The organism is Rhodococcus sp. EPR-147 (assembly GCF_001647185.1).
Taxonomy (GTDB): Bacteria; Actinomycetota; Actinomycetes; order Mycobacteriales; family Mycobacteriaceae; genus Rhodococcoides.
Genome location: NZ_LVCU01000224.1, coordinates 42,486 through 55,211, shown reverse-complemented (window position 1 = coordinate 55,211; position 12,726 = coordinate 42,486). Strand labels below are relative to the sequence as shown.

At 64.5% G+C, this 12,726-nt stretch carries 12 protein-coding genes and 1 tRNA gene; 8 read left to right on the top strand and 5 right to left on the bottom strand.

Features of this window, described 5'->3' with window-relative positions; genetic code table 11:
- The coding region (locus A2J02_RS11060; RefSeq protein ID WP_068050030.1) for an XdhC family protein at positions 1–1,004 on the bottom strand (1,004 nt) is incomplete at its 3' end.
- Between the two features lie 146 nt (positions 1,005–1,150).
- Here A2J02_RS11060 and A2J02_RS11055 point away from each other — a divergent pair.
- The 3 genes from A2J02_RS11055 (at position 1,151) to A2J02_RS11045 (ending at position 3,560) form a co-directional block, all read left to right on the top strand.
- Positions 1,151–1,223, top strand: a tRNA-Arg gene (locus A2J02_RS11055).
- A 70-nt stretch (positions 1,224–1,293) separates the two neighbouring features.
- Positions 1,294–2,436: a N(5)-(carboxyethyl)ornithine synthase gene (locus A2J02_RS11050; protein ID WP_068050027.1), complete on the top strand. Its 1,143-nt coding sequence runs from the start codon at positions 1,294–1,296 to the stop codon at positions 2,434–2,436.
- A 14-nt stretch (positions 2,437–2,450) separates the two neighbouring features.
- The gene (locus tag A2J02_RS11045) at positions 2,451–3,560 is read left to right on the top strand and encodes a methyltransferase (protein ID WP_068050054.1); all 1,110 of its coding nucleotides are present in this window, start codon (positions 2,451–2,453) and stop codon (positions 3,558–3,560) included.
- Positions 3,561–3,623: 63 nt separating this feature from the next.
- Here A2J02_RS11045 and A2J02_RS11040 read toward each other — a convergent pair whose 3' ends face one another.
- The 3 genes from A2J02_RS11040 to A2J02_RS11030 form a co-directional block, all read right to left on the bottom strand.
- A complete protein-coding gene (locus A2J02_RS11040; RefSeq protein WP_032394788.1) occupies positions 3,624–3,857 on the bottom strand; it encodes a hypothetical protein in 234 nt (77 codons plus the stop codon).
- Positions 3,858–3,880: 23 nt separating this feature from the next.
- The gene (locus A2J02_RS11035; RefSeq protein WP_068050025.1) at positions 3,881–5,065 is read right to left on the bottom strand and encodes a fatty acid desaturase family protein; all 1,185 of its coding nucleotides are present in this window, start codon (positions 5,063–5,065) and stop codon (positions 3,881–3,883) included.
- 63 nt (positions 5,066–5,128) lie between these two features.
- Entirely contained in the window at positions 5,129–6,241 is a 1,113-nt protein-coding gene (locus A2J02_RS11030; RefSeq protein ID WP_068050023.1) for a ferredoxin reductase, read from the bottom strand.
- A 171-nt stretch (positions 6,242–6,412) separates the two neighbouring features.
- Between A2J02_RS11030 and A2J02_RS11025 the strand changes: the two genes are divergently transcribed.
- Positions 6,413–7,063: a TetR family transcriptional regulator gene (locus A2J02_RS11025; RefSeq protein WP_179272127.1), complete on the top strand. Its 651-nt coding sequence runs from the start codon at positions 6,413–6,415 to the stop codon at positions 7,061–7,063.
- A 29-nt stretch (positions 7,064–7,092) separates the two neighbouring features.
- The gene (locus A2J02_RS11020; protein ID WP_068050019.1) at positions 7,093–7,917 is read left to right on the top strand and encodes an alpha/beta fold hydrolase; all 825 of its coding nucleotides are present in this window, start codon (positions 7,093–7,095) and stop codon (positions 7,915–7,917) included.
- Here the strand turns inward: A2J02_RS11020 and A2J02_RS11015 are convergent.
- Positions 7,914–9,236, bottom strand: a complete 1,323-nt coding sequence (locus A2J02_RS11015) for an MFS transporter (protein WP_068050017.1) — start codon at positions 9,234–9,236, stop codon at positions 7,914–7,916. The genes A2J02_RS11020 and A2J02_RS11015 overlap by 4 nt on opposite strands.
- An 83-nt stretch (positions 9,237–9,319) precedes the next feature.
- Between A2J02_RS11015 and A2J02_RS11010 the strand changes: the two genes are divergently transcribed.
- The 3 genes from A2J02_RS11010 to cmrA are packed head-to-tail and all read left to right on the top strand — an operon-like array spanning position 9,320 to position 12,716.
- Positions 9,320–9,847: a PadR family transcriptional regulator gene (locus tag A2J02_RS11010; RefSeq protein WP_068050015.1), complete on the top strand. Its 528-nt coding sequence runs from the start codon at positions 9,320–9,322 to the stop codon at positions 9,845–9,847.
- On the top strand, positions 9,844–11,889 hold the full coding sequence (locus A2J02_RS11005; protein ID WP_068050013.1) for an NADPH-dependent 2,4-dienoyl-CoA reductase: 2,046 nt from the start codon (positions 9,844–9,846) through the stop codon (positions 11,887–11,889). The genes A2J02_RS11010 and A2J02_RS11005 overlap by 4 nt, the downstream gene beginning before the upstream one ends.
- Before the next feature lie 23 nt (positions 11,890–11,912).
- A complete protein-coding gene (gene cmrA / locus A2J02_RS11000) occupies positions 11,913–12,716 on the top strand; it encodes a mycolate reductase (RefSeq protein WP_068050011.1) in 804 nt (267 codons plus the stop codon).
- Positions 12,717–12,726 lie beyond the last annotated feature (10 nt).

The window sequence follows — 12,726 nt, the reverse complement described above, 5'->3', positions numbered from 1 at the left end:
CCGAGATCGAGACCGATCGGGCTGGCCAGACGAGTGAGTTCCGTCTCCGTCAAACCCGAAGCCCGCAACCGAGCCATGCGGTCGTCATGGGTTCGGCGCGATCCCATCGCGCCGACGAACGCCAGCGATGGAATGCGCAACGCCACCTCGAGCAGTGGCACGTCGAATTTGGGGTCGTGGGTCAACACACAGACGACGGTGCGTTCGTCCACCTCCCCCGCCGCGAACTGCGCGGACAGATAGTCGTGCGGCCACGCGACCACAACCTGCTCGGCTGCGGGAAACCGCTGCGGAGTCGCGAAGACTGCCCGTGCGTCGCAGACCGTGACTCGGTACCCGAGGAATGCGCCCTGTTGCGCCACCGCGGCAGCGAAATCGATGGCTCCGAACACCAGCATCCGAGGCGGCGGAGCGTGGCTCGAGACGAACACCTCCATCCCCTCGCCCCGTCGCTGGCCGTCGGGGCCGTAGGTCAGGACAGCCGAACGGCCAGCGGCGAGAAGCCCTTTCGCATCGTCGGCCACGGCAGCGTCGGCACGCTCACTGCCGAGCGAGCCTCGGGTGCCCGATTCTCCGACGACGATCCTGCGGCCGAGCCGTTCCGGATCGCCGTGCGCGACAACTGTCGCCATCGCCACGGGCACATTGGCGCGAACGTCCGCGACGAGGGCCTCGAATTCGGGAAACGTCTGTCGGGTGAGCACTTCGACGAACACGTCGAGCGTTCCGCCGCAGGTGAGCCCGACGGCGAACGCATCGTCGTCCGATACCCCGTATCGGGTGAGCACCGGAGCACCGGTACGCATGACGTCCTGCGCGAGTTCGTAGACCGCGCCTTCGACGCAGCCGCCCGAGACCGAACCGGCCACCGCACCGTCGGAACCGACGACCATGGACGCTCCGACCGGACGCGGCGCGGAATCGAAGGTGCGGACCACCGTCGCGACCGCTGCCACGTCGCCGGACTGCCAGGTGCGCAACGCGTCGTCGAGGATGTCGTGCACAGCACCTCCTTCGACCTGGGGTCGGAACGCTTCCGAAACCACCGCTTTCCCGCTGCGACCATCGCCCAACCCATGCCGGCGCGATCGGCGTATACGGAAAGGTACACTCGTCAACCGTGCTCGAGCGGGTCCGCCCGCACGTGCCAGCCTCCGTAGCTCAGGGGATAGAGCAAGGGCCTTCTAATCCCTTGGTCGCAGGTTCGAATCCTGCCGGGGGCACCCTCTGACCAGCACAAACGTAAGTCGGTTCGGCTCACTGTGGTTGACTTCGCATAACGAAGGGTCACACGTGCATCAGCTCACTCTCGGAGTCCTCTCACGTTCGCGCAAGCCCGATGAGCGGCGACTACCGATTCACCCACTGCATTTCGATCGAATAGATGCCGATATTCGCGCCCGAATGTTCCTGGAATCCGGCTACGGCGAGCCGTTCGGAATTTCGAATGAGCACCTGGCCACCCAGGTGGCGGGCATTCGCACACGCGAGCAACTCGTCGCCGAGTGCGATGTGATCCTGTTGCCCAAGCCCCAGGCCGAGGATCTCGCATCCTTGCGCCCAGGGCAGACACTGTGGGGCTGGCCGCACTGCGTACAGGACGAAGAACTCACCCAGATCGCCGTCGACCGCAAGCTGACGCTGATCGCCTTCGAGGCGATGAATCACTGGACCCACGAGGGCTCGTTCAATCTGCACGTGTTCCACAAGAACAACGAGTTGGCCGGCTACTGCTCGGTGCTGCACGCACTGCAGTTGATCGGGTCGACCGGTGATTACGGTCGCCGGTTGCGGGCTGCGGTCATCGGTTTCGGTGCCACCGCTCGCGGTGCGGTCACTGCACTCAATGCCCATGGCATTCACGATGTGGACGTTCTCACCCAGCGCGGCGTCACTGCGGTGAGTTCGCCGATCCACTCGGCCAACATCGTCAACTTCGATCTCGACGACGCCGATCCACGCCAGAGTCGGGCCCTCACTCCCGACGGCCGCGTACCACTGTCGAGCTTCCTCGCCGACCACGACGTCATCGTCAATTGCGTTCTGCAGGATACCAATTCACCACTGACGTTCCTGACGAACCAGGACCTGCCGACTCTCGCGCCGGGCACCCTCGTGGTGGACGTCTCGTGCGACGAGGGCATGGGATTCGAGTGGGCCAAGCCCACGTCGTTCGCCGATCCCATGTTCACCGTGGGCGACAACGTGCGGTACTACGCCGTCGACCACAGCCCCTCCTACCTGTGGAACTCTGCCACCTGGGAAATCAGTGAATCGCTGCTGCCGTACCTTCGGATCGTGCTCGACGGACCCTCGGCGTGGAGTGCCGATTCCACCATCGAGCGTTCGATCGAGATCAGGAGCGGCATCATCGTGAACCCGAATATCCTTGCCTTCCAACATCGCAGTGCGGAGTACCCGCACACCGCAGCGTGAACGAAGCGCACGGCATGAGCATCACGTGGATCGAGGACGGTAGCGAGCGGACGTGCCGCTGGCAGTCGGAGAACGGCGCTCCCGCACCCCGCACGGTACGCATCGTCGACGATTCGACGACGGCAGACGTTGCGTACAAGCTGGCCACGATCGGCGAAGCTCTGTTGTGGCGCGGCGATTACAACAATGCTCGGCAGCTGCTGTCGGCGATGACCCGGCGGGTACCACCGGCCAAACAGTCCTCCGACGCGTCACCTGCGGAGCAGTTTCATCTGCATCGTCAACATCGAGCCAGACGTGCCCGCGTGCTGGGAATGCTTCTGGTGGAACTCGATTCGAGCTGTCGACTCGACCTGGGCCGGGCTCCGGACGTCCGTGCAGCCGTATCGGAGGCACTCGGCCCCGACGCCACGCCGTGCGTGCTGTCGCTGCGCGAGCTGCTTGGCATGGTCGGCGCACACGAATGGCGACGCAAGGGTGTCTTCGTGCCGGCGCTGGATGCCTCGATCCACCCACACTACGGCGTCTTCTCCCCCGTCCGCGGCGAGTACATCCAACTCGTCGCCGGCGCACCGCTGCCGGACACGGACCGAGCGTTCGACATCGGCACCGGCTCGGGCGTTCTGGCTGCAGTGCTCGCCCGCCGCGGCGTGACCTCGGTGGCCGCGACCGACAAGGATCCGCGGTCGATCGCGTGCGCACGAGCCAACATCGATGCTCTCGGATTTGCCGATCGGGTCGAGGTGGTGCAGGCCGACATCTTCCCGTCCGGGCGTGCGGGACTGATCTTGTGCAATCCGCCGTGGATTCCCACGAAACCCACGTCGGGCATCGAACATGCGGTGTACGACCCCGGGTCGCGAATGCTCAAGTCCTTCCTCAGCCGACTCCGCGGGCACCTGACGCCGAACGGTGAGGCCTGGCTGATCGTGTCCGACCTCGCCGAGCTGCTCGGATTGGTCACGCGCGCAGAACTTCTCACCGCCATCGACGCGGCAGGCCTGGCTGTCGTCGGCCGAACCGACACCACCCCGACGCATTCGCGCGTCACCGACAGCTCCGATGTGCTGCACGCGGCACGCTCACGCGAAACCACGTCACTGTGGCGGCTCCGCGCACGCTGACAGTGGACACACGACAGCGCCGCCCGAGCAATGCTCGGGCGGCGCTGGTGGATCCGGTACTTCTTACCGTTCGCGGGTCTCGAACTCGCCGTTGATCACGGTGCCCAGCGGCGCGTCACGCTCCGCCTTCTTCGCCGCCTCACGCATTTCGATTCCGTCGGTGATCAGATCACCGATTTCACGAGTGACGTCGCGGACGGCTCCGGCGATGATCACCACGATCCGGCCGACGTGAGTCGCGGCCGATTCGGTGAACTCCTGCACGGTGTCCTTGTTGCGCTCGAACTTTCCTACCAACAGGACCGCCCCCTTCGAAGTCGTCACGCTGCGCTGGTCTTCTTACGCTCGACGATAACACCGGCCGGAGCCGCCGATCCCGTGAGCGAGTTGGGCAGGGCGAGCTTGAAGATCTTGCCCCACACGGTGCCGATCTGGTGGAAGAAGCCACCGGTGTTGTACGGCAGGTCGTACTTCTCGCACAGGGCCTTGACCTCCGGCGCGATCTGCGGGTAGCGGTGCGCGGGCAGATCGGGGAACAGGTGGTGCTCGATCTGGTGCGAGAGGTTGCCCGACATGATGTGGAACAGCGGAGTTCCCTCGATGTTGGCCGATCCCAGCATCTGCCGCACGTACCATTCGCCGCGGCTCTCCTCGGCGGTCTCTTCCTTGCTGAAGGTCTGGACTCCGGTCGGGAAGTGGCCGCAGAAGATGATCGAGTAGGTCCACACGTTGCGGATGAGGTTGGCGGCGACGTTGCCGACCACGGTGGACGCGAAGAACGGCCCGGTCAGCGCGGGGAAGATCACGTAGTCCTTGAGCGCCTGCTTGCCCGCCTTGCGCCACATGCCCTGCAGCAGCGGCTTGACGTCGTGCCACTTGCGCTTGCCCGCGACGATGTTCTCCGTCTCGAGGTCGTGCAGCATGACGCCCCACTCGAAGAACGTCATCAGCAGGAATGCGTACACCGGGTTGCCGAGGTAGTACGGATTCCACTTCTGGTCCTGGTCCATCCGCAGGATGCCGTAACCGATGTCGCGGTCCATGCCGACGATGTTGGTGAACGTGTGGTGCATGTAGTTGTGCGAATGCTTCCACTGGTCTGCCGGACAGACGGTGTCCCACTCGAACACCTCGGAGTTGAGGCCGGGCTCACGCATCCAGTCGTACTGGCCGTGCATGACGTTGTGGCCGATCTCCATGTTGTCGAGAATCTTCGCCACTCCGAGGGCACCGACACCTGCGAGCCATGCAGGCGGAAGGAAGGGCAGGTACATCAACGCGCGTCCGGCGACCTCGAGGCCGCGCTGCGCCTTGATGATCTTGTAGATGTATTCGCGGTCCTCGTCACCGAGCTTGGCGACGGTGCGGGCGCGCAGGTCGTCGAGTTCGCGGCCGAGCTCCTCCACCTGTTCGTAGGTCAGCACGGTCGGCTGGTCCGGCAGGGTCTCGTCACGGCGGAAGGGCAGGACGGTGGTGGGCAGGATCGAGAGAATCGTTCCGAGCATCTGATGATCTCCAATTCGATCGGGTCGAGATGGGTCTTGGGGTTGTCGCTGTTCGAGGTCGATCTAGATGTCGATGTCGACGTCGCCCACGGCGACGGACACGCACAGCTGGATCTTCTTGTCCGATTCGGTGTCGGTCTCACCGGTCTTGATGTTCTTGGTGCAGCCGGATTTCTTCACCGAGGTGCAGGTGAAGCAGATACCCATCCGGCAGCCGTTGGCCGGTGAGAGTCCCGCCGCCTCGGCCTGTTCGAGCAGCGTCTCGCCGTCGTTCTCCGAGGACACGTCGCTGCCGGAGAACGTGGTGGTGCCGGTGACGTCGTCGCTGACGGTGGCGAACGAGGGCGTGAACTCCTCGAGGTGCAGCCGCTCGCTGAGACCTGCGTCGTCGAAGTACGACGTCACGCTCTTCATCAGTCCGGGAGGTCCACACAGGAAGGTGTCGGCCTCGGCGAACCACGGGGCCACCGCATCGAGATGTTCCTGGCCGAAGAACCCGTGCAGGTCGCCGCCGGTCGTCTGCTCGGTGTACGCGAAGACGATGTTCACGTTCTCGTGCTGGGCGGCGATCTTCTCGAGGTCCTTCTTGTACGCGACGTCGTTTTCGGTGAACGCGTAGTGCAGGAAGGTCAGGTCGCTGCTGTACCCCTCGTCCAGCAGCGACCTGAGCATGGACAGCACCGGCGTGATACCGCTGCCACCGCTGATCAGCAACGTCTTTGCCGGGCGTGGTTGGGGAAGCTCGAACGTGCCGTCCGCCTGCGACAGGCTGACCACCAGGCCGACGTACGCGTTCTTGTGCAGGTACTGCGACACCAGACCCTCGGGATGCGCCTTGATCGTCAGTTCGATCCGGCCGTCCTTGCGGTACTGCGAGCACGCGGGCGAGTAGCAGCGGGTGTGGCGTACTCCGTCGATGACGAGTCCGACCTGAACGAACTGGCCGGCCTTGAAACCCTTCCACTGACGCGTGGGACGGATGGTGAGCGTCAACGAGTCTTCGGTGGACCGGTGTATCTCGGTCACTTCGCCGCGAAGGTCACGAACGGTCGTCATCGGGTCGACGAGTTCGAGGTAACGATCGAGCGCGTGGGGCGTGGCCATGGCCTCGATCAGGGAAAGAAGCGAGAACTTGCGCGAACCCGAGGCCCGCGACGGACGTTCTTGAAGCGTCATTCCATCCTCCCTTACCGGATCGAAACCTACGACCCATTCAGTGAACGATTGTGCACTAACATGAGTGTGGCAGAGCGACACCGGTACCTGTCAACGTTTATGTGACCGCCGTTACAGAGCGAATCGACAGTTCTGTGGGTGCCGGGGAGGAACCGGAAGGGAGATCACAGAATGCGCGCCCATAAACTGGACGTTGTGACAGAACCGGGGACCCGCGCCGAGCGCAAGGAGCGCACGCGGCAAGCACTGATCGAGGGCACCCTGGACCTGCTCCGCGAGCGTTCTTTCGCCAGCGTCAGCCTCCGTGAGGTCGCTCGATCCGCCGGCATCGTCCCCACCGCGTTCTATCGACACTTCGCCTCCATGGAGGACCTCGGCGTCGCTCTCGTCGAGGACAGCATGCGGATGCTGCGACAGATGCTGCGCGACGCCCGACGCAACCCCAGCACCAAGACGGCGACCGAGTCCTTCGGCATCCTGGTTCGCCAGGTTCGCTCCCACGAGGATCAATTCCGCTTTCTCAGTCGCGAACGGTACGGCGGCGTGACCGGAGTGCGCCGCGCCTTCGCCACCGAACTACGACTGTTCGTCAGCGAGCTGACCATCGACCTGTCCCGCATGCCCGGTCTGGAGCGGTGGGACGTCGCCGATCTGGAGATGACCGCAGACCTGCTCGTCTCGACGATGCTCACTGCGGTGGTCGGCCTGTTGGAAATCGACAGACCGGGTAGTCAGAACGAGAAGGATCTCATCGAGCGGACCGAGAAGCAGATCCGCATGATCATGCTCGGGATGAGCCGATGGGAACCACGACGGGCTTGACCGTTCGAGAACGAGACGGCCGCGAAGGGATGTTCATGACCGAGTTAAGTGTCGGCGAGTACGTGTTCGAGGTCGAGATGTCGGGACCACCGGACGGTGTTCCGGTGGTTGCGCTGCACGGCTTTCCGCAGACCAACGCGTCGTGGACCGCGGTGACGCCCGGCCTGGTCGGCGCAGGTTGTCGCGTGATCGCCCCGAACCAGCGGGGCTACTCCCCCGGTGCCCGTCCGGTCGGCGTCGAGCACTACCGCATCGAACATCTCACCGGCGACATTCTCGGATTGCTCGACACGCTCGAGCTGCCGTCGGCGCATCTGGTCGGACACGACTGGGGTGCGGTTGTCGCGTGGCATCTCGCAGCCGAACATCCGGACCGCGTCCGCACTCTCACAGCGGCGTCGGTCCCGCATTCGGCCGCGTTCAACTGGGCCATCCGCGAGGATCCGGATCAGCAGGAGCGGTCCACGTACTTCGGGCTGCTCCGAAAACCGGAGAAGGCCGAGCGAGTTCTGGTCGAGAACGACGCCCAGCGGCTGCGCGCGATGTTCGGTGCGGACAGCCTCGACGACGAATACGTTCGGCATCTCACCGTCCCTGGGGCGCTGACGGCCGCATCGAGCTGGTACGCCGCGATGACCAGGGAGTTCGCAAACCTTCCTCCGGTAACCGTGCCCACCACCTACGTCTGGAGCAACGGCGACACCGCCATCGGTCGAGCGGGAGCGGAGCGCTGCGGCGAATTCGTCGATGCGCCGTACAGATTCGTCGAATTGGACGGAATCTCGCACTGGATCCCGGAAGAAGCGCCCGAAAAACTGACGGCCGAGATCCTGGCCCGTATCGACTCCGCCTAGACCCGTTCGGGAGCCCGCACCTTCAGCAGCGCCAGCAGTCCGGCAGCGAGGACGATGATCAGCCCGGCGATACCCGCGCGGTCGGCGTCGAACATCCACACGAACAGACCGAACAGGGACGGTGCGAGGAACGAGGCGGCGCGTCCCGTCGTAGCGAACAGTCCGAAGAACTGACCTTCGCGTCCTGGTGGAGCCAGCCGGGCCAGGAAGGTGCGGGCGGACGACTGCGCCGGCCCGACGAACAGACACAGGATGAGCCCGAAGATCCAGAACATCGTCGGTCCCGAGACGAACAGCAGAATCGTCCCGGCGGCGATCATGCAGGTGAGCGAGAAGACGATCACTTTCTTCGGGCCGATTCTGTCGTCGAACCGTCCGGCCACGATCGCTCCGAGCCCGGCTATGACATTGGCAGCGACACCGAACAGCAGGACGTCGCCCGCTCCGATGCCGTAGACGCTGACGGCCAGTACGGCTCCGAAGGTGAAGACCCCCGCCAATCCGTCCCGGAACAGTGCACTGGCTATCAGGTAGTAGACCGCGCGACGGTCCACGCTCCACAGCTCCCGGACATCGCGAACCAGCACACGGTACGAGGCCGCGAACCCGGCTTCAGCGGCCTTGGGATCGGCGACGGCGCGGGGTACCTCGGGAACGGCGAACAGCACCGGGATGGCCGAGACGGCGAACCATACGGCAGCGAGCAGAGCGACGAGTCGAATGTTCAGTCCGCCGTCGGTGCTCAGCCCCAGAACTCCGCGGGTGTCGCCGTCGCCGGCAATGAAGCCGACGTAGCACAGGAGCAGCAGTACGATTCCGCCGAAATAGCCCATCGACCAACCGAACCCGGAGACTCGGCCGATGTTCGCCGGAGTGGAGACCTGCCGCAGCATCGAGTTGTACGGGATGCTGGCCAGCTCGAACATGATGGATCCGAGACCGAGCAGCAACAGGCCGAGCCACAGATAGTGGTAGTCGTCTCGGACGAAGAACAGGCCCGCCATGGCGACGACCGTCAGCGCGGTCAAGACCCCCAGCAGCCACTTACGTTTGCCGCGCGCGTCGAAGTACTGCCCGCAGACCGGCGCGAGGAGTGCGATGACAACGCTGGATATGGCAATCGACCAGCTGAACCAGGTGGTGGCCGAGATGGAACCGGGCAGATCGTCGCCGACGGCGTCGGTGAGATACACCGAGAACACGAACGTGAGAATGACGGCGTTGAACGCGGCCGAGCCCCAGTCCCAGAACCCCCAGGCGGTGACCTGCTTACGCGTTGTGGCGACTCCGACGACAGCGGCCTCCGGCTGGGTTCCCATGGTTGCCAACACTAGACCGCGGCATCCGAATTCATCGGTGCACCTAGTTGCATAGTCACCGTGTTGCATACATACTCTCGGGTGTGGCTTTGGAACACGCGATTCTGGTTTCCCTCACCGAGCTCAGCGGCTCGGGGTACGAGCTCGCCCGCCGCTTCGACAAGTCGATCGGATTCTTCTGGAGCGCAACGCATCAGCAGATCTACCGGACGCTGACGCGGATGGACGCGGCTGGATGGATCACCGGAGAAGCAGTCGCGCAGGACGGCCGTCCGGACAAGAAGGTCTACTCCGTCAGCGCTGCGGGTCGCGCGGAGCTCGATCGCTGGATCGCCGCTCCGACCGATCCTTCGCAGCTACGCGAGGAACTCGCCGTCAAGATCCGCGGGGCCGCCAACGGTGACATCGATGCTCTCAAGATCGAAGTCGCCCGCCATCGCGATGTTCATGCCACCCGCCTCGACGTCTACCGACTGATCGAGAAGCAGGACTTTCCGGCCCCCGCTGCCCTCACCGGCACCGCGTTGCATCAATACCTGGTGCTGCGCGGCGGAATTCGCGTCGAAGAAGGATTCACCGAGTGGTGCACCGAGGTATTGGAGAAGCTGTGAAGACCGAGCAGACTGCTGGCCCGTATCCGATTCTGTTGTCTCCGTTGGATGTCGGCGCAACCACGCTGAAGAACCGCGTGATCATGGGATCGATTCACACCGGCCTCGAAGATCGCGCCCGCGACACCGGCCGCCTGGCGGCCTATTTCGCCGAGCGTGCCCGCGGCGGAGTCGCGCTGATCATCACCGGGGGCTATGCGCCCAATCGCACCGGTTGGCTGTTGCCGTTCGGAGCCAAGCTGACCAATCGCATCGAAGCCCGTCGGCATCGCCGGATCACTGCTGCCGTCCATGACGAAGGCGGCAAGATCGCCTTGCAGATCCTGCATGCCGGGCGCTATTCCTACCAGCCGCTGAGCGTGTCGGCGTCGTCGATCAAGGCTCCCATCAATCCTTTTCGGCCGCGGCGACTGACATCGAGGGGCGTCCGCTGGCAGATCCGCAACTACGTACGCTGCGCCCGGCTCGCACAGAGCGCCGGCTACGACGGCGTCGAGATCATGGGCGGAGAGGGTTACTTCATCAACCAGTTCCTCTCCGAGCGCACCAACAAGCGACGCGACGAGTGGGGCGGTTCGGCGAAGAACCGTCGGCGGATGGCCGTGGAGATCGTGCGGCAGACGAGGGCAGCCGTCGGCCCCGACTTCATCGTCGTGTTCCGGCTGTCGATGGCGGATCTGGTCGAACAAGGCCAGAGCTGGAACGACATCGTCGCGCTGGCCGAGGACGTCGAAGCTGCGGGTGCAAACATCATCAACACCGACATCGGCTGGCACGAGTCGCGGGTGCCGACCATCGTCACCTCGGTTCCGCGCGCCGCATTCGCGGACATCACCGGCAAGCTCGAAAAACACGTGTCCATCCCGGTCGCCGCGTCCAATCGCATCAACATGCCCGAGATCGCCGAGAACATTCTGGCTCGCGGCGATGCGCAGCTGATCGCGATGGCCAGGCCGATGCTGGCCGATCCGTTCTGGGTCGAGAAAGCCGCCACCGACTCCGCCGACCGGATCAACACGTGCATCGCCTGCAATCAGGCCTGCCTGGACCACGCCTTCGTGCACAAGAAGGTCTCGTGCCTGGTCAACCCGCGTGCCGGACGCGAGATCGACCTGCAACTGCTGCCGACGAAGAAGACCAAGAAGGTAGCGGTCGTCGGAGCCGGACCCGCAGGCCTGGCCGCCGCGCTCAATCTCGCGCAACGCGGACACGCCGTCAGCCTTTTCGAGGCCAGAGACGAGATCGGCGGACAGTTCGGAATCGCGCGACTAATACCCGGCAAGGAGGAGTTCGCCGAAACGATCCGGTACTTCTCCAGTGCACTTCGCAGCGCAGACGTCGCCGTTCACCTCGACACCCGAGTCACCGCCGCCGAACTCGTCGCAGGCGAGTTCGACGAGGTGGTGCTGGCCACCGGCGTCACTCCCCGAATGCCGAGTATCCCCGGCATCGAGCACCCCTCGGTGCTGTCGTACGCAGAACTGGTGCGCGACGGCAAGCCCGTCGGCGATCGGGTCGCGGTCATCGGTGCAGGCGGTATCGGCATCGACATCTCCGAGTTCCTCACCACCGACGCCTCCCCCACCTTGGATCTGAAGGAATGGAAGCAGGAGTGGGGCGTCACCGAGCCCGAGGCCGCGCCGGGGGCGTTGACTACTCCGGTACCCGCACCGTCTCCGCGTGAGGTGTATCTGCTGCAACGCAAGCCGGGACGCATCGGCGCCGGGCTGGCGAAGACGACCGGCTGGGTTCATCGAGCTGCATTGAAAGCCAAAGGCGTGCAACAGCTTTCCGGTGTCAACTACGAGAAGATCGACGACGCGGGCCTGCACATCTCCTTCGGTGACAAGCACGAGCGTCCGCGCGTTCTCGAGGTGGACACCATCGTTGTCTGCGCCGGTCAGGAATCGGTTCGCGACTTGGTCGACGAGCTGAAGGCCGCGGGCACCACGACGCACATCATCGGCGGTGCGGACGTCGCTGCGGAGCTCGACGCCAAGCGGGCCATCGAGCAAGGCACCCGGCTCGCGGCCACGATCTGATCTGTCCGCTAGCCTGTCTCACCGTGAGCCTGCCCAAGCCCAGCCCAGATGCCCGCGCCGTCGTCACCGGAGCCTCTTCCGGAATCGGTGAAGCCCTGGCCACCGAACTCGCCGCCCGTGGTCATTCACTGATCGTGGTGGCTCGACGCGGCGAGTTGCTCGAGGCGTTGGCCGCAAAGCTCACGGCCGAGTACGGCGTCACCGTCGAGGTGCGTCAGTCGGATCTGTCGAACCGTGAGCAGCGACAGGAACTGGTGACCGAGCTGTCCGAGCGCGAGATCTCGATCCTGTGCAACAACGCAGGGATCGCAACGTTCGGGCCGTTGTCCGGTCTCGATCCCGCGTACGAGCGCGACCAGGTCGAGCTCAATGCCGTTGCGGTGCACGACCTCACACTGGCGGTCATGCCCGGCATGATCGGTCGTGGAGCGGGCGGCATCCTGATCACCGGTTCGGCGGCAGGCAACATGGCCATCCCCAACAACGCGACGTACGCTGCGACCAAGGCCTTCGTGAACACGTTCTCGGAATCGCTGCGCGGTGAGCTCGCGGGTACCGGAGTCAACGTCACCCTCCTCGCTCCCGGCCCGGTCCGCACCGAGACACCGGACCCGGCCGAGGCTTCGATCGTCGACAAGATGGTTCCCGATTTCCTGTGGATCGACAGCGCCTACACCGCGAAGGTGTCTCTCGAGGGCCTCGAGAAGAACAAAATGCGCGTCGTACCGGGTCTGCTGAGCAAGGGCATGTCGGCGGCCGGCCAGTACAGCCCGCGGAGCATCTCCGCACCGATCATCGGCAGCTTCTACAAGAAGCTCGGCAACTGATACCCGAATT